At 40.6% G+C, this 17,858-nt stretch carries 17 protein-coding genes, 1 pseudogene and 1 other annotated feature; all 18 genes and pseudogenes read left to right on the top strand.

Annotated elements, in window-relative coordinates; translation table 11 throughout:
- The first annotated feature begins 391 nt into the window (after positions 1-391).
- Positions 392-527: a sequence feature (ribosomal protein L10 leader region), on the top strand.
- Between the two features lie 38 nt (positions 528-565).
- The 18 genes and pseudogenes from rplJ to FGQ53_RS04445 all read left to right on the top strand — a co-directional run bounded on the left by rplJ (position 566) and on the right by FGQ53_RS04445 (position 17,781).
- Positions 566-1,066 carry a 50S ribosomal protein L10 gene (gene rplJ, locus FGQ53_RS04535; protein WP_001287266.1) on the top strand — a complete coding sequence of 167 codons (501 nt, stop codon included), beginning with the start codon at positions 566-568 and terminating at the stop codon, positions 1,064-1,066.
- 72 nt (positions 1,067-1,138) lie between these two features.
- On the top strand, positions 1,139-1,507 hold the full coding sequence (rplL, locus tag FGQ53_RS04530) for a 50S ribosomal protein L7/L12 (RefSeq protein ID WP_001196962.1): 369 nt from the start codon (positions 1,139-1,141) through the stop codon (positions 1,505-1,507).
- Positions 1,508-1,919: 412 nt separating this feature from the next.
- Positions 1,920-2,738: a replication initiator protein A gene (locus tag FGQ53_RS04525; protein WP_138336106.1), complete on the top strand. Its 819-nt coding sequence runs from the start codon at positions 1,920-1,922 to the stop codon at positions 2,736-2,738.
- 148 nt (positions 2,739-2,886) lie between these two features.
- A complete protein-coding gene (dcm, locus tag FGQ53_RS04515) occupies positions 2,887-4,239 on the top strand; it encodes a DNA (cytosine-5-)-methyltransferase (protein ID WP_138336105.1) in 1,353 nt (450 codons plus the stop codon).
- On the top strand, positions 4,223-4,408 hold the full coding sequence (locus tag FGQ53_RS04510) for a hypothetical protein (RefSeq protein WP_138336103.1): 186 nt from the start codon (positions 4,223-4,225) through the stop codon (positions 4,406-4,408). The genes dcm and FGQ53_RS04510 overlap by 17 nt, the downstream gene beginning before the upstream one ends.
- A 9-nt stretch (positions 4,409-4,417) precedes the next feature.
- Positions 4,418-4,813: a hypothetical protein gene (locus FGQ53_RS04505; protein WP_138336101.1), complete on the top strand. Its 396-nt coding sequence runs from the start codon at positions 4,418-4,420 to the stop codon at positions 4,811-4,813.
- Positions 4,810-5,043 carry a hypothetical protein gene (locus tag FGQ53_RS04500; RefSeq protein WP_003033668.1) on the top strand — a complete coding sequence of 78 codons (234 nt, stop codon included), beginning with the start codon at positions 4,810-4,812 and terminating at the stop codon, positions 5,041-5,043. The genes FGQ53_RS04505 and FGQ53_RS04500 overlap by 4 nt, the downstream gene beginning before the upstream one ends.
- Before the next feature lie 2 nt (positions 5,044-5,045).
- Positions 5,046-5,627, top strand: coding sequence for a type II CAAX prenyl endopeptidase Rce1 family protein (locus FGQ53_RS04495; protein ID WP_138336099.1), 582 nt, complete (start codon positions 5,046-5,048; stop codon positions 5,625-5,627).
- Positions 5,628-5,702: 75 nt separating this feature from the next.
- Positions 5,703-6,191, top strand: coding sequence for a hypothetical protein (locus FGQ53_RS04490; protein WP_138336096.1), 489 nt, complete (start codon positions 5,703-5,705; stop codon positions 6,189-6,191).
- Positions 6,191-8,011: a VirD4-like conjugal transfer protein, CD1115 family gene (locus FGQ53_RS04485; protein WP_138336094.1), complete on the top strand. Its 1,821-nt coding sequence runs from the start codon at positions 6,191-6,193 to the stop codon at positions 8,009-8,011. The genes FGQ53_RS04490 and FGQ53_RS04485 overlap by 1 nt, the downstream gene beginning before the upstream one ends.
- Positions 8,012-8,028: 17 nt before the next feature.
- Positions 8,029-8,271, top strand: a complete 243-nt coding sequence (locus FGQ53_RS04480) for a hypothetical protein (RefSeq protein ID WP_007518271.1) — start codon at positions 8,029-8,031, stop codon at positions 8,269-8,271.
- A 16-nt stretch (positions 8,272-8,287) separates the two neighbouring features.
- Entirely contained in the window at positions 8,288-9,142 is an 855-nt protein-coding gene (locus FGQ53_RS04475) for a type IV secretion system protein (protein ID WP_138336093.1), read from the top strand.
- 242 nt (positions 9,143-9,384) lie between these two features.
- A complete protein-coding gene (locus FGQ53_RS04470) occupies positions 9,385-9,738 on the top strand; it encodes a PrgI family protein (RefSeq protein WP_020999642.1) in 354 nt (117 codons plus the stop codon).
- Positions 9,695-12,046 (top strand): annotated as a pseudogene (locus tag FGQ53_RS04465) (VirB4-like conjugal transfer ATPase, CD1110 family). Before FGQ53_RS04470 ends, FGQ53_RS04465 begins: the two are co-directional and overlap by 44 nt.
- Positions 12,043-14,829 carry a phage tail tip lysozyme gene (locus FGQ53_RS04460; RefSeq protein WP_138336091.1) on the top strand — a complete coding sequence of 929 codons (2,787 nt, stop codon included), beginning with the start codon at positions 12,043-12,045 and terminating at the stop codon, positions 14,827-14,829. The pseudogene FGQ53_RS04465 and the gene FGQ53_RS04460 overlap by 4 nt, the downstream one beginning before the upstream one ends.
- A gap of 123 nt (positions 14,830-14,952) precedes the next feature.
- Positions 14,953-15,546, top strand: a complete 594-nt coding sequence (locus FGQ53_RS04455) for a type IV toxin-antitoxin system AbiEi family antitoxin domain-containing protein (protein ID WP_084933522.1) — start codon at positions 14,953-14,955, stop codon at positions 15,544-15,546.
- Positions 15,543-16,385: a nucleotidyl transferase AbiEii/AbiGii toxin family protein gene (locus FGQ53_RS04450; protein ID WP_138336089.1), complete on the top strand. Its 843-nt coding sequence runs from the start codon at positions 15,543-15,545 to the stop codon at positions 16,383-16,385. The genes FGQ53_RS04455 and FGQ53_RS04450 overlap by 4 nt, the downstream gene beginning before the upstream one ends.
- A 1-nt stretch (position 16,386) precedes the next feature.
- Positions 16,387-17,781, top strand: coding sequence for a hypothetical protein (locus FGQ53_RS04445; protein WP_138336087.1), 1,395 nt, complete (start codon positions 16,387-16,389; stop codon positions 17,779-17,781).
- Positions 17,782-17,858 lie beyond the last annotated feature (77 nt).

Below are 17,858 nucleotides of genomic sequence, written 5' to 3'. Positions count from 1 at the left end.
AAGCGACGGCTATCGATTGTCAAATGTTTGCCTTTTGTAGTATAATTGTCTTGCATCTCTGTGCCTTTCTTGTGTTTTCGGTTGAACAACAAGTATAACACAGAGGTGTTTTCTTATGCCTAGAAGAGCTTTCATTTGGCAAGAGGAACCCTTGAAGCTGTTTCGTTAGCTAAACCAAGGCTAGTCTTAGCCTTGGCTCACCAGCCTAACAGCATCAAGCCTCTTATCAAATGAAATCGAGTACTAGCTATAAGCCAGTTGAACCATCTAATTTTTAGGAGGGCTGGGTGGCTAACTTCATTATAGAACTTTCAAACAGAAAAATCACGAAAAATTTTAAAAAAAGTTTGCAAAAATCTTGCATTCTTTTTTTGTCTATGCTATACTTATATACGGTTTGAAAAAACTGCCTAAGACAGTAGGGGAGCTCGACTCATAAAGATCCTACCGAGGACAAAACGTATCATGTAAAAAGAAGCGTATTGTACTTTCGTGTCTAGGTTTGGGCGCGTTTTTCTTTTGAAAAAATTCCCCAAGCAAAATAATTACGGAGGTGAACACACTAATGAGTGAAGCAATTATTGCTAAAAAAGCGGAACTAGTTGACGTAGTAGCTGAAAAAATGAAAGCTGCTGCATCTATCGTCGTTGTAGACGCTCGTGGTTTGACAGTTGATCAAGATACAGTTCTTCGTCGTGAGCTTCGTGGAAGCGAAGTTGAGTATAAAGTTATTAAAAACTCAATCTTGCGTCGTGCAGCTGAAAAAGCTGGTCTTGAAGATCTTGCATCAGTATTTGTTGGACCATCTGCCGTAGCATTTTCTAATGAAGATGTTATCGCACCAGCGAAAATCTTGAACGACTTTGCTAAAAACGCTGAAGCACTTGAAATCAAAGGTGGTGCAATTGAAGGCGCTGTCGCATCTAAAGAAGAAATCGTTGCTCTTGCAACTCTTCCAAACCGCGAAGGACTTCTTTCTATGCTCCTTTCTGTACTTCAAGCGCCAGTGCGCAACGTTGCTCTTGCAGTCAAAGCGGTTGCAGACAACAAAGAAGACGCAGCTTAATCTTAAGCTACGCAGCGTAGCATAGCTACGAAAAAACTATTATAATTAAAAACTTATTTGGAGGAAATAACAATGGCATTGAACATTGAAAACATTATTGCTGAAATTAAAGAAGCTTCAATCCTTGAATTGAACGACCTTGTAAAAGCTATCGAAGAAGAATTTGGTGTAACTGCAGCTGCTCCTGTAGCTGTAGCTGCAGCTGGTGCTGCTGACGCTGGTGCTGCTAAAGATTCATTTGACGTTGAATTGACAGCTGCTGGTGACAAAAAAGTTGGCGTTATCAAAGCTGTACGTGAAATCACTGGTCTTGGACTTAAAGAAGCTAAAGAACTTGTTGATGGTGCACCAGGTGTCATCAAAGAAGGTGTTCCAACTGCAGAAGCTGAAGAAATCAAAGCTAAATTGGAAGAAGCTGGAGCTTCAGTTACTCTTAAATAAGAAGCACATAGCAATTTGAGAGCGGAATCCCGATTTACCAGTCTTTTAGAGCTCATAGCGATTTGAAGAAACTGATAAATTGATTCGGTTTCCTGCCAAAAATCCTGCCAAAAAAATCTTTGGCAGGATTTTTGTTTTATATAGGTTTATTATCTATTTTGGTCAAAGGAGTTCATTTATAAACTTTGGGCGAGAACATTTTAATAAGTGTTCTCGCTTTTTTTTATTTTCAGGAGGAAACGATGCAAAAGAAAGAACAATCATCACGATAAATTGTGATGTGTCATCTCATACTTGTTATGGGAATTAATGTTGATGAAGCAAATCAGCTAGTTGCTGAAATGGAACAGGCAGGTCTGATCCAATTTGAACAATCAGGAAATTTAGGTGTTTTAATGTTGGAGGGATAATTATGAAACGCATTACTGCAAATCAATATCAAACGTCCGAGCGTTATTATAAGCTCCCTAAACTCTTATTTGAGAGTGAGCGCTATAAGGATATGAAGTTGGAAGTTAAGGTGGCCTACGCTGTCTTAAAAGACCGATTGGAATTGTCTCTGAGTAAGGGATGGATTGATGAGGATGGAGCTATTTATCTCATTTATTCCAACTCAAAATTGATGGCACTTCTTGGTTGTTCCAAGTCTAAATTGCTGACGATTAAAAAGACATTGAGAGAATTTGGACTCATTGATGAAGTCCAACAGTCTTCCAGTGAAAAAGGGCGTTTGGCTAATAAGATTTATTTAGGGGAGTTGGAACATGACACCACCCCAGTCTTACATTCAGACGGGGGTAGTGTTCAAAAAACACTAGGGGGGTCTCCAAATCAGCCAGGGCCGGTTTTAAATTCAGCCCCTAGTGAGACTGAAAGAAGTGAGACTGAATATAGTGAAACTGAAAAGAGTGATTTCCTTTTTGAGGACGAGGAGGAGAGGCGAGTTGTAGTTGAAAAACAAGAAGATACCTTTTCTCCCAAAGTTGACTCAGTGACCAAGTACGATCGAGATTATATTTGGGGCTTGGTTCATGACCAGTTGAGACAAGTTGGTTTATCACAGGTAGCTAGTGATTACGCCATGATTTATTTTAGTGACCGTTATCAGTACGCTTTGGAACATATGAGATTTGCTCGGTCGGCAGAAGCGATAGCTGAATACGTGTTTAATGGTGTGCTGTCTGAATGGACCAAGCAACTAAGGCGACAAGAAGCTAAGGGAGGTGATTAAGATGATTTGATGGATACTAGGTGGAGTCTATCTCATCTCCCTTATTATTTTATTGATTGAAATTATCCGTGCACCAGAGACGGATGACCATATTTAAGTAAGAGTTTTACAAATAGTAAGGCTCTTTTTATTTTGAAAGAGAGGAAAAATGAAATTTTTAGATTTGTTTGCTGGAATTGGAGTCTTTCGACTGGGATTGGAGCGTCAAGGCCATGAGTGTGTTGGTTTTTGTGAGATTGATAAGTTTGCGAGGAAATCTTACAAAGCTATGTATGAGACTGAAGGAGAGATAGAATTTCATGACATTAGACAAGTCACAGACCAAAATTTTAGACAACTTAGAGGACAAGTGGACATCATCTGTGGGGGATTCCCTTGCCAGGCATTTTCACTCGCAGGCCGACGATTGGGATTTGAGGATACTAGAGGTACTTTGTTCTTCGAAATTGCTCGAGCGGCCAAACAGATTCAACCACGTTTTTTATTCTTGGAAAACGTCAAGGGCTTACTCAATCACGACAAGGGAGAGACATTTCGAACAATCCTCACTACATTGGATGAGTTGGGGTATGATGTTGAATGGCAAATCCTTAACAGTAAAGATTTCCAAGTCCCACAAAACAGAGAAAGGGTCTTTATTATCGGACATTCTAGAAGATACCGTCCCCGATTCTTACTTCCTCTCCGAAGAGAAAGTAGCCCAACTGGTCTTGAGCGATTAGGCAATGTTAATCCATCAGGAAAAGGCATGAGTGGGGAGGTTTACTTGAGTCACGGATTATCCCCAACCCTAACCAGAGGAAAAGGGGAAGGAGCTAAAATTGCTATATCAGTTTTAACACCAGATAGACTGAAGAAACGCCAACATGGCAGACGCTTTAAGGACAATCAAGCCCCTATGTTTACCCTAACTGCTCAAGATAGGCATGGTGTCGTTGTCGCAGGAACCTTACCAACATCTTTTGTTCAAACGGGACGCATCTATGATATTTCAGGGGTATCCCCAACACTTACCACCATGCAGGGAGGCGATAAAGTTCCTAAGATTCTTTGTCGTGAAGAAGCTCCGCATTTAAAAATCAAAGAAGCTACTAAACTAGGTTATGCCAAGGCGACAATAGGGGATTCTGTCAACCTTGCTTATCCAGAGCCCACAAAACGAAGGGGACGAGTGGGAAAAGGGGTATCTAATACGATAACTACTTCTGACAATATGAGGGTAGTTGTGGCAGCTCTTGAATATCGCAAGGACAAGTGGTATGAGGTGACAGGGATTGTCATTGATGGGAAACTCTATCGTTTAAGAATCAGACGGCTGACTCCCAGAGAGTGTTTTAGACTTCAGGGTTTTCCTGACTGGGCCTATGAAAGAGCGGAAAGCGTCTCCAGTAAAAGCCAGCTGTATAAACAAGCAGGCAATAGTGTGACCGTGACAGTCATCGAAGCCATCGCTGGAGCATATAGAAAGATTGAGGAAGAAGAACATGAAGTTGTTACATAATAAAAGTATTAGGGAATGTACAGAACTGGATGAAGCCATCCATCAAGCTGAAGTGGAGATGACAAGTCTGATTACGATTGAATGTTTCAGCGAAGGCAAGTCTCCGATTGATAGGAGTAAAGTTTTCACACCACCTACTCAAGAATTGCAGAAGGATTTATCCGTATAGGAGGGAGACATGTTAGAAATCTATTTAAGTCGAAATACCAGTCGTAATCAGAAACTCCTTAACTTTTGTAAGTTACATGGCATTTCCTATACCTGTAAAGACGTTGGTCACTTGGCATATGAGGACTTACTGGGATTATTTGCCAAAACCAGTGATTGTTTTGAGATGTTAGCTCCCTCCTTTCAGCGCTTTAAACGTCATAAACAGATGAAATTGAGTGAGTTGGTGACTTTAGTCTTAACAAGACCAGAACAAAATCTCCGTCTTCCACTGGTGGTCAGTCGTCAGAAAGTTTATCCAGATATGAGTGTAGAAGAGGCACGAACCTTTCTTCCAAGAGACCATAAGGAAGTCCTTTTTCGTGAACATCTCTTTAAGGATATGACAGAACAGGAGGATCTATGAACGAACGCTTTTGGGAAAATTTAGAAATCCTCCTCATTGATAAGGGCATGTCTTGGGCAGATTTAGCACGGAAAATCTTTAAAGGTCAATATGTCTATCCCAGTGAGTTTAATCGTCTCTATCAGACCTTCCGTCATTATAAGTCCAATCGCCTTATGCCTCAACTCAAATGGGTGGAGAGAATTGTAGCAGTCTTAGAGATTGATTATGAAGATTTGTTTAGGAGGTAGAGATGGGACGAGTATTACTGATGTACGGAGCCATTCATGCTAATGTGCTCTTAGTTAGTCTCTTCTTAATGGGATGGATTGATGGGATAGGCTTAATCGTCTTACAAGTTGCTTTTTTAACTTTTTTGCTGTGGTTTTGGAAACACTATGGCATGCCCAAAAGAAACATGTCCTGGATAGAGAGAGGAGTTTGGCTTTTAGGGAGCCTTGGCGTGATGGTGAGTATAGCTCTTGCCATGAGTGTCACGCTTTCAGGAATTGAGACTAACCAACAAACGATGGTAACTGTTCAGGATCAAGTTCCCGTTCTGTCGTTTATTATTTTTCTACTTAATGCCAGTATAGTGGAGGAGGTCTTTTACCGAGAAGTTTTGTGGGATAGGCTGTCTAAGCCATTTGCTCAGCTTTTGTTGACCAGTTCCCTCTTTTCCTTGGCGCACCACCCTTCTAGCATGATAACGTGGTTCATTTATGGCAGCTTAGGAGTGACATTAGGACTGGTTCGTCTCAAAACGGATGTTTTAATGTCTACTCTGGTTCATCTCTCTTGGAATGGTGTGGTTTTTCTCCTATCATTTCTGTGATACCAAAATCAAGAAGGCTTTCGTATTATGAAGGCACCCTGATTTTTATGAGGGAATCATACAAAGGAGGGAGTTATGTCTTCAGAACAACAGGAACGCCAAGCTTTGCAATATGCGGAGAGAAGTAGCCTGTTTACGGTTCAAACGCTCTTAAAGCTCTTAGAGTGGTCGGCAAGACAAGCCCTAGCCCAAGACTCCGCTTATAAGATTGGGGTTCAAAAGTTAGAAGAACTGCTTCAAAGTCCATATGCCATTGAATCGGTAAACGTGACCAAGGATATGTTGGATAAACCGATTGATGTGGAGAAATTCAAGGAACTGATGGAATCCGAAAACCTTCCCATTGCCATCAGTTGGCAGGGAGACTATCTTCATTTCTACGCCAAGGACAAATCTCTTTTAGACAGGCACTTAGATGAGTTACTGAAAAAGTTAGTCTCTAATCCAGAAAAACTTCAAGACTTAACATTCGATAAAACCCTTGATGAGGAAATTGAAAAGGCTAAGGAACAGATTGTGATGTCAAAACCTTCTGCCGTGAAGACCAAGGAGGTGACTCTCTAGTGTATTCAGGGAAAAAAGCCATCGTCTTTGGGAGCTTAGGGCTTGTATTTGGCTATTTCTGTCATCGTTTGGTTTTGCTGTACGAGAGTCTTCCCAATCAGCCACCCATTGAACGTCTTGCTTATCTCTTAGGAGAAGGACAAAAACAAGTGCTTCATCCCTTGTGGGATGTCAACTTCACTGGAAAATCCTTCTTAGGCTTTCTCTTTGGACTGATGACCATGGGGTTTGTCTATCTTTACATCTCAACAGGCAAAAAGGTCTACCGAGAAGGGGCTGAGTATGGCTCTGCTCGTTTTGGAAATAGTCGTGAGCGTAAAGCCTTTACCAGTAAGAATCCTTTGAACGATACCATCTTGTCTCGAAATGTCAGGTTGACTCTTTTAGAAAAGAAAACGCCACAGTTTGACCGAAATAAGAATCTGGTTGTTATTGGTGGGTCAGGAGCAGGGAAGACCTTTCGTTTTGTGAAGCCCAATTTGATACAGCTCAACTGTTCCAACATTGTGGTTGACCCCAAGGACCATTTGGCAGAAAAGACAGGCAAGCTCTTTCTAGAAAATGGCTATCAGGTCAAGGTATTAGACATAGTGAATATGACTAATTCGGATGGCTTTAATCCCTTTCGTTATGTGGAAACTGAGAATGATCTGAATCGCATGCTGACGGTGTACTTTAACAACACGAAAGGTAGTGGTTCAAGAAGTGATCCCTTTTGGGATGAGGCGTCCATGACCTTGGTGCGAGCGATTGCTTCCTACTTGGTTGATTTTTACAACCCTCCAAAAAGCTCCAAGGAAGAAGCAGAGAAGCGGCGCAAACGCGGGCGTTACCCAGCTTTTTCAGAGATTGGAAAACTCATTAAACTCTTATCAAAAGGAGACAATCAAGATAAGAGTGTCCTTGAAGTCATGTTTGAAAATTATGCTAAGAAGTATGGCATGGAGAACTTTACCATGCGTAACTGGGCAGATTTTCAGAACTACAAGGACAAGACCCTTGATTCAGTTATTGCCGTGACGACGGCTAAGTTTGCACTCTTTAATATTCAATCCGTCATTGATTTAACAAAGCGGGACACCATGGACTTGAAGACATGGGGAACTCAGAAGACGATGGTCTATCTTGTCATTCCTGATAATGACACAACCTTCAGATTCTTGTCTGCCCTCTTTTTCGCAACGATTTTTTCAACCCTGACCAGACAAGCCGATGTGGACTTTAAGGGAGAACTTCCCATTCATGTGAGAGCCTACTTAGACGAGTTTGCGAACTGTGGAGAAATCCCAGACTTTGCCGAACAAACTTCAACGGTTCGTTCTCGAAACATGAGCCTCGTACCTATTCTCCAAAATATTGCTCAGCTCCAAGGGCTTTATAAGGAAAAAGAGGCTTGGAAAACCATTCTTGGTAACTGTGACAGTCTGCAGTATCTGGGTGGGAATGACGAAGAGACTTTCAAGTTCATGAGTAGTCTTTTAGGCAAACAAACCATTGATGTGAGGAACACCAGTCGGTCTTATGGCCAAACAGGGTCTGGTTCTACTTCTCATCAAAAAATTGCAAGGGACCTCATGACCCCTGATGAAGTCGGAAATATGAAACGAGATGAGTGTTTGGTACGAATTGCAGGAGTTCCAGTCTTTAAGGAGAAGAAGTATCTCCCTTTGAAACACCAGAACTGGCAATACCTAGCAGATAAGGAAACGGACGCTCGTTGGTGGCACTATGAGATTGACCCTCTAAGCAATAAGGAAGCACTTCTTGATTTATCGGATCATAAGGTCAGGGATTTACGCACAGAAAGAACACTACACTAATGGAAATGAGGAATCATATGGATCAAAAACTTACAGGCTTTGTTTACGGAGTGGATGCCAGCTCCATGTTTGCACAAGCCATGTCTCTCTTACAAAAAGGCTTGATTGCCGTAGGGGCTTTTCTTGTTGTGATGGGCATTATCAACCTTTCGACCAATATCAAAGATGGAGGACCAGGTGTCCGTAATGCTATCTTAGAAATTGTGGGTGGGGTGATGGTCGGTGCTGCTGGCGCCTTTGTTACTCAGATTACAATTTAGGAGGGCAAGGTATGACATGATAATGAAACTAACCTCAGCTTTTGTCTTTCTAGCCTCAGAGAAAATTTCAAGCGACAGCCTTTTTGAAGGCTTTAATGTGGATTTAAAATCAACAGCTGATTTAATCAAATCCTTGGCAGAATACAATCCAACCGTCTGGTCTTATATGTCTGTCATCACCAAAGGGATTATGCAGCCCTTGGGGGTAGCGATTTTAGCGGTTGTCTTGATTCTGGAATTTTCTAAGATGGCGAAGAAAATTGCGGGTTCGGGAGGCGCCATGACTTTTGAAGCCATTGCCCCAATGATTGTCAGCTACATCATGGTGGCTGTGGTGATTACCAACACCACTGTGATTGTGGAAGCTATCTTAGCCGTCGCTTCCCACATCATCGAACAGGTAGCAGGCGTGGTGTCACATGGGGGAACAGCCTATGACACCATCTCAGGCCTTAAAGGCTCAGGTATTGTTGGAAAAATGATTGTTGGGCTCTTTGCTATCATGATTTGGTTGGTTCGTTTAGTCAGTGTGATGGTCGTGAATATTCTCATTACCATTCGCTTTATCCAGCTTTATCTCATGATTCCTTTTGCGCCACTAACGATTCCAGCTTTCCTTAGTGATGATTGGCGTGGCGTTGGGATTGGCTATCTTAAAAATATTATGGTCTATGCCTTGCAAGGAGTTTTGATTTTCCTCATCGTCTCTCTTGTACCTCTTTTTGAATCAGCTGGAAAAATCGCTGTTTCAAATGGGGCAGGGATTATGGAAAGCCTAGCCATTATGTTTGGTAGCTTAGTGCAGGCTATTTTGTTAATCATTGCATTGGTGGGCAGTCAACGCACTGCCCGAAGTATTTTGGGCATGTGAGAGTAGGATAGCTTAAACAGTCCAGTGGACTGTTTAAGGTTGTTCCTTGGAAATCGAAGAGGAACAAGGTACTGCTTTACGGTCGATTTCGTTGTCCGACCTCCGCAAGGACGACTAGAACTGTCATAGCTAGGAGCTAGCGTAGAGAGTTCAGACGCCTACTGCGTCAAAGTCACAAAACAATTTAAACTGGACTAAGATTTCCATCTTGGTCCTTTTATCAAAGAAGGAGTTACTATTTTATGAATACACGTGTTTTTAAGGACATTACAAAGGTTCAACACAGGGCTTGGTTAGGCTTTACCACACGGCAAGTCATTTTTGTCTTGCCAGCTATTACCATCACCATCCTTGTCTTAGGGCTAAATCTCTTTTATTGGCAATTTGGAGACTGGTTTGTCTATGGATTTGTTTTTACGTTTACCATTCCCCTCATGTTATTTGGGGTTTATCGTCCTAATGATCTTCCCTTTGAAACCTATTTAAAATACCGTTTTCATTACGAGATGACGGTACCAGACCGCACACTAACCGGACAGAAAGGAATTCACCATGAAAAACTTAAAACACTTCATGAAACCAAAGACCTCTTCTAAGGTCAAAAAGATAGCCCCAAAGAAACAGGAGGTTCTACCAACAATACTTAATACTCTTCTTTATCAAGGCCTCTTTCCCAATGGCCTCATGCAGGTAAGCCCAGATTATTTCTCTCAGTCCTATCTCTTAGGGGATGTCAATTACCAGACCGTGGGATTGGAGGATAAGGTGGCTATGGTTGAGAAGTATTCAGATTTAATCAATTCGCTGGACGATAAAACAAATTTCCAACTGACCATTTTTAACAAGAAAGTCAACTTGGAACAATTCCGAAAAAGTGTCCTTTATCCCTTGCATGAAGATGGTTTTAATCCCTACCGTGAGGAACTCAACCGTATGATGGATGCTAACTTAGAAGCAGGAGAGAATAATTTTTCAGCTATCAAGTTGATTTCTTTTGGGAAAAGTGACCAAACGCCTAAACTGGCTTATCGCTCCCTGTCTCAAATTGGAGAATACTTCAAGAGCGGTCTTTCAGAAATCGAGGCTAGCTTTAACCTCTTGACAGGAGAAGAACGAGCCAATCACCTGGCCGATATGTTACGCGGAGAAAACCATCTATCCTTTACTTATCAAGACCTCGTGCGTTCAGGACAAACCACCAAACATTTTATTGCACCACCAAGCTTATCTTTCAAACACAAGAATTATATGGAGATAGATGAGCGCTTGCTTCAGATTGTCTATGTTCGGGATTACGGTATGGAGCTAGGGGACAAGTTTATTCGTAATTTAATACAGTCGGATTTGGAAGTGATGATGAGCCTGCATGCCAAAGGCTCAGCTAAGTCAGAGGCCATGAAGAAACTCCGAACCAAGAAAACCTTGATGGAATCACAAAAAATTGGCGAGCAACAAAAGATGGCACGCTCTGGTGTTTATTTGGAAAAGGTTAGTCAGGTTCTTGAAAGCAATATTGATGAAGCTGATGAGCTGCTTAAAACTATGACACAGACTGGAGATAAGCTCTTTGACACCCTCTTTTTGATTGGGGTCTTTGCGGATAATGAGGATCAGCTGAACCAATCCTTAGACATTGTCAAACAAGTGGCCGGCTCAAATGATCTCATCATTGATAATCTAACCTATATGCAGGAAGCTGCCTTTAATAGTCTGTTACCCTTTGGGAAGAATTATGTTGAAGGTGTTTCTCGGTCTCTCTTAACCTCGAATATTGCCGTCAACTCACCTTGGACTTCTATTGATATTCAGGACAAAGGTGGAAAATTTTACGGGATTAATCAGATTTCAAGTAACATCATTACCATTGACCGTGGGAAACTCAATACCCCATCAGGTCTCATTTTAGGGACATCAGGTTCAGGGAAAGGCATGGCCACAAAACATGAGATTATTTCGACTAAATTAAAAGAAGCGGATAATGATACCGAAATCATCATCGTCGATCCTGAAAATGAGTACAGCATCATCGGTTAAGCCTTTGGTGGGGAAAGCATTGACATTGCGCCTGACTCCACCACTTTCTTGAATGTCCTAGACTTGTCAGATGAGAATATGGATGAAGACCCTGTTAAGGTCAAGTCAGAATTTCTCCTGTCTTGGATTGGGAAATTGTTGGACCGCAAAATAGATGGTCGTGAGAAGTCACTAATCGACCGTGTGACACGCTTGACCTATAAGCATTTTCAAGAACCGTCTTTGGTGGAATGGGTCTTTGTCCTCTCCAAGCAACCTGAACTAGAAGCGAAGGACTTGGCTCTTGATATGGAACTGTATGTGGAAGGTTCTCTAGATATTTTCTCACACCGCACCAACATCAAAACCGATAGCCACTTCCTCATTTACAATGTCAAAAAGCTGGGCGATGAACTCAAACAAATTGCCCTCATGGTGATTTTTGACCAGATTTGGAATCGTGTGGTGAAGAATCAAAAACTAGGGAAGAAGACATGGATTTACTTTGATGAAATGCAGCTATTGTTGCTGGATAAGTACGCTTCTGATTTCTTCTTCAAACTCTGGAGTCGGGTTCGGAAGTACGGGGCAACGCCAACAGGGATTACGCAGAATGTGGAGACTCTGCTTCTTGATGCCAATGGCAGACGCATTATTGCAAATAGCGAATTCATGATTCTCCTAAAACAGGCTAAGAACGACCGAGAAGAATTGGTTCATCTATTAGGTTTATCCAAGGAGTTAGAGAAATACTTGGTTAATCCAGAAAAAGGAGCAGGTCTCATTAAAGCTGGCTCAACGGTTGTGCCTTTCAGAAATAAGATACCACACCAAACCAAGCTCTTTGACATCATGAGTACCGATCCAGAAAAGATGAGGATTGACAAATGATATCGGATAAGAAAAGCATTAAAACTGCACGAAAAACCTTTCAAAGCAGTTTAAAGTCTAGTCGAATTCATTACCGTAGGGAGAAGAAAGCCATACAAATAGCTCTCCCTAAAAAACGCTTTCTCACCAGGCGAGCTGAGAAAGCAGAAGCAAAAGAACAGAAGAAAACTCTTAAAGAAGCCTATCAAGATGAAAAAGCAGCTGCGACAGAAACTTTTAAGGAGTCTATCGCCTATGTATCTCCCAGATGGTTAAAGGCAAAAGAAATCAGAAAGTACCGTCTTCCACAAGCAAGAAATCGTCTGAAGATTGCTCGAAAACACTTAGCAGAGGTCAAGCTAGAAGAAAAAGAGAAAACTGTCAATCCTAAGTTTACCTATCGCAAAGAGCCAAAAGAAACGAAAACTTCACGGTTTCAGTTCCAAAAAGAGAAAAATTTTGACCGCCTTCAGGCAGAAAAAGAAGTCACTTCCGCCAAACGTGAGGTTCATCAGCTCAAAAAGGCTCATAAGGTCAAGAAAACCTCTACCAAAGTTAAACGAGGGTTGCGTTTTCTAGCGTCCGAATCGCTAGATGTAGTTGCTCAAGACGATGATTTAGATGGTCTTAGAACCCTAAAAGATACCAGTCTAAAAGGCAGACGCTATGCTAGATTTACCTATCAAGCTGGAAAAGTCGTCGTGAAAGGTGGGCAGACTGGACATCGTTTTGCCAAAAACAAGATTGCTCATGGCAAGGAACGGTATCAGAACTTTAAAAAGGGGAAGGGCTGGAAACGCCAAAAACCTTTAAAGCCAAGAAGACGTTACCAAACTTTTCTTAAACAGGCTGGGAAGCAAGGTATTGCAGGCTTTTCAAAAATAATCCAAGCCATTAAGGGGAGTCTGACCTTCTTTTCAGCTCTTATCGCAAATCCAATGACTTGGGTGGTATCAGGTCTCTTGTTTTTCTTTCTTCTCATGATGAGTTTTGTCATGGGGATTTCAGGAACCAGTCTTATCCAACAAGATGAGATAGAATTGACCAAGAGTTATACTCATCTGACCTGGGAGGATGCGGAGCACACGAGAATCAATGACAAAGGCATTACCTACTACACTAAGATTGATGAGGTCATGGCCTTCATGAATCACAAGTATCAGAATTATGCCTTAGACGAAGTTATGGAAGAAAGTTCTCAAACCTACCAAGCTTATTTGAGTCAGCTTTGGCAGGACTTAAATGGTGGCTCATCTATTCAGTCCATGTCAGACTTAACTAAGAATCCTCCTTATAAACTCTCAGATGAAGAACGAGCAGACCTGAAGGAATTGAGCGAGGCAGGAACTTACCTTGCCCTTCAGGAATTGGAGAATCCCTTTCAAGGACAAACGGAAAATGACGCTCTAACCATGACCGTTCGCTATGGCTACGAGGTGATGGATGAGAAACCAATGCTTCATCATCACATCATTTTAGAGGCTAAAGAGAACCAAGTGATTGTGGCACCAATGGATGGGAAAGTCTCTCTTGATGGGGATAATCTTATCCTCACATCAGGCAAGGGACTAAACAAGACTCAACTCACTCTTTATAATGTTCATACTGGTCGAGTGACGGCTGGTCAGCGAGTCCAAGCAGGAGAGGTTATTGGCCAAACTAAAGATGGTACGGGGCTAAAAGTCACCTATCAAAAGGTGGATGATGACACGGACAAGTTGGTTTATGTTAATCCAGCCTTTTACTTTCCTAAAGTGATTCAGCTTCAAACCACTATTATACCAGCCATTGGTCAGTTTGGCGGAGATGAGTTTGCGAGAGCGAAAGCGATCTATGAGTACCTGAAAAGTCAAGGAGCAACCAATCAAGCCATCGCAGCTATTTTAGGAAACTGGTCGGTAGAATCCTCTATCAATCCCAAACGAGCTGAAGGCGACTACCTATCTCCTCCAGTTGGGGCAAGAGAAAACTCTTGGGATGATGAGGGGTGGCTGTCTCTGGGTGGCCCAGCTATTTATAACGGTCGTTACTCTAATATCTTGAGACGTGGACTAGGATTGGGACAGTGGACAGACACCGCTGATGGGTCACGCCGTCACACACTTTTGTTAGAATATGCTAAACGAAAGAATCAGAAGTGGTATAATCTAGGCTTACAACTGGACTTTATGTTGCATGGGGATAGTCCCTATTACACCAACTGGTTAAAAGACTACTTCAAACATTCAGGAAGTCCAGCAAGCCTTGCTCAACTCTTTCTCATTTATTGGGAAGGAAATAGTGGAGATAAGCTCTTAGAACGCCAAACCAGAGCAACCGAGTGGTATTACCAAATCGAAAAAGGGTTTAGCCAGCCAAATGGTGGGACCGCACAAAGTGATCCCAAAGCTTTGGAAGCTGTTCGTGGTGACCTTTATGACAATTCTATCCCAGGTGGTGGTGATGGTATGGGCTATGCCTACGGTCAATGTACATGGGGAGTAGCTGCACGGATTAACCAATTAGGATTAAAACTCAAAGGTAAAAATGGTGAGAAAATTCCGATTATCAATACCATGGGCAATGGTCAAGATTGGGTACGAACTGCGGCTAGTCTCGGTGGTGAAACAGGAACCATCCCTAAAGCAGGAGCGATTGTCTCCTTTGCGGGTGGACAGTACGGACATGTGGCCTTCGTTGAAAAAGTTTACCCAGATGGGTCATTTCTTATCTCAGAGACCAACTATAACGGCAATCCCAACTATACCTTCCGTAAATTATCAGGAGTGGATAGTACCATCAGTTTTGCCTACACAACGAAATGAAAAAAGGATATACTAACAAAATATAAAAATGTTAGCATATCCTTGTTGTTTATAATTGATTATTTTGAAACAATATGCTAACATTATGGTGAATTGTTAGCATATTATTTTGGAGGTGGCGACATGGATTTGTTAGAGAAACCTGTCTATCATTATATTAAGAAAAATCATGGAGTTATAACTTTCCGTGATATGGAAGAGCTTAACTTCTCTTACCAACAACTGAATCAATTAGTCTCAAAAGGGAAAGTGGAATCAATTGAAAGAGGTATCTATCATCTGCCAGATACCTATATCGATGACTTTTTTAGTCTACAGTATCGTTTTCCAAAAGGAATTTATTCCTTAGAAACTGCTCTCTGGTTACATGGTCTTTCACTTACAGTTCCATTTGAACCTGTGATGACCTTTCCCTTTGGGACAAATACAACGTTAATTAAAAAAGCAGGAATTAAACCGATTGTTGCTAGAAATTATCATGAAATTGGCGTTATAAAACTGGAGCGACAGGCTGGGCAGTTTATTTTAGTGTATGATATGGAACGAACGTTGGTTGAGTGCCTACGAACGACCTATCATGTTGATATTCAAGTCATTGCACCAGCTTTTCAAGCTTACTTCAAAAAAGGAGCTGTGGATTACGCCAAGTTGTATCACTATGCACAACTATTTAAAGTAACCGAAAAACTACAATCATATGTGGAGGTCTTGTCGTGAAATTTTCAAATTCTAATAGTTTCAAAGCCAAAATCAAGAATATTGCAAGAGAAAAAGGGATACCTGCTCAACAAGTTCAGCAAAATTATCTGATTGAACAAGTCTTAAAACTCATCTCTGAGAGTCGGTATAAAGATTCTTTCATTGTGAAAGGTGGATTTCTTATTGGCCAGATGATTGGCTTAGATAAACGGACAACAATGGATTTAGATGTTACCTTGAAAGGTCTTCCTCTCAACGGAGAAAATATCCTAGCTATCTTTACAGAAATAGTCAATCAACCTTCTGAAGGTTTCCAATTTGAAATTGATAAGTTAGAGCCAATTCGACAAGATGACGAATATGGTGGTTTTTCCCTTAAACTAAATGCGACATTTGATACTCTACGTGAGGTCGTCTTTATTGATATAACAACAGGTGACCAGATTACGCCACGAGAAATTTCATATCAACTGCAATCTGTTTTCTCAGAGGATAAGTTAGAAGTTTGGACTTATAATTTAGAAACTGTTCTTGCTGAAAAGTTAGAAACGATTATTAGGCGCGGAGCTGCTTCAACTAGACCTCGTGACCGCTACGATCTCTATACATTGTATCACCTTCGAAAAGATGAAATTAATGTGCCTGTCTTAAAAAGTGCTGTGCACAATACTGCTAAGAAAAGAGATAGCTTAGATGCTTTGACAAATTGGGAAAATCAAATAGATGCAATCCGTAGCTCCGACTATCAGAATCAGCTTTGGGCTCGTTATCAAAAATCATTCAGATATGCCAGCGAAATTAGTTTTGAGGAATCGGTGGAAGTGGTGGCAATTATTTTAAATAATTTGGAGGTTTAGTATGTTGACAGGGACTTTACAGATGATGGGGTATGAATTTTTCTTCACATTCGATGAAGAAAAATTATCCTTGATTCCTAAAGAAGAGGAGAAGGATGTGATTAGCCATTCTTGGTTCTATACTAAGTTAGAAACAGGGGGATTTGCTTGGCCAGGGGAGCCTAAATTTGTAGAAGAAGACTTTCTTTATGGACGGACGAATGAAACAAATCGAGTCATTACATTTCTAACAAATAAATACGTTCAACTTCATGAAAATAATGGCATCATTACCGTATCGATTCTGTCCTATTTTTTTAGTTATTCTGACAAGCCTATGATTAGTAGGATGTCATTTAGCGGGTTAGAGCTAAACTATATTCATCCGATTAATCATGCCTTTGAAATTTCGTATAAAGCTGAAGGACGCGATGGAAAAATTAATATTAGTACATATGATTTTGATTCAACAACGACAGAAAAACAGAAGTTTAGCGTTTTTGGAAAAGAGGTTCAAGTTTATTTTGGTATTACAAGAACTACGAGTCTATCCATTGAAAATCCACCTCTAGCATTGTCCTCGTCAATGGTTTTTCATTTTGAAGAAACTCAAGATTATTCTTTTGTACGAGAACTATATCGTATCGCAAAGGAGTTTATCCAATTTTTTTGTAATCGCAGAAATATTAGTTTTACTGAGATTCAATTGTCAAATAGGCAAGGTGAAATTGGGCAATTCAATGAAATTGAAGAAGATATTGAGATTGAAATGAAACCATTGAAAGAGGGAAGGTATATTCAACAAAAATATATTGCTGGTTATGAGGGTAAGATATTAAACGATATAGCTGAAAATAATTTATATCTCAGACATCTTAGTAAAAGTTTTAATGATAGTAGGAAAATAGATGCTGCCAGTTTTGTACTTAGGACAGCTGCCTTTGAATGGGAGTTTAGTAGACTATTCTCAGAAGATGAATGGAAAAGTGATCAAAGAAAAAAATTAGAGGAAGAAGCTAGTAAAGAATTAGATTGTTTAATTGAGACTTCAACAGGTAAATTGAAAAAAATTTACAAAGATTTGAAAAAATCAGTTGTATCCTATTTATCTCTTTCTCAAAAGATTAGTCAAATATTTGAAGAATACGGTGCGACTTTATTGGATTTATTCGGACGATCCATGTATAAATTAAACAATATTTCTTATAATCACTCTGAAATTGGAGAGCGAATAGGCAAACAAAGAAATAATTTTGCTCACGGAAATTTAGATAAGGAATTTATAAATGAGTCTTTGCTAGATGTGGTGTTCCTTGAACAAATTGTCCTAGCTATGCAGCTCCAATATTTTGGAATAGATGAAATAACAACTAAAAAAATCATAAATGAAGTATTTCGCCATAATTTAATCGTATAGAGCGGCTAAAAGAATATGAGTATAAACCAAAAAGCTTAGAATTGCCGATTTCATAGGCTTTTGGTTTATTACCTTAT

The organism is Streptococcus mitis, assembly GCF_005844455.1.
In the GTDB taxonomy this organism is placed as follows: Bacteria; Bacillota; Bacilli; order Lactobacillales; family Streptococcaceae; genus Streptococcus; species Streptococcus mitis_BF.
Note: the sequence above shows the minus strand (reverse complement) of the source record. Positions and strands in the feature narration are given on the sequence as shown.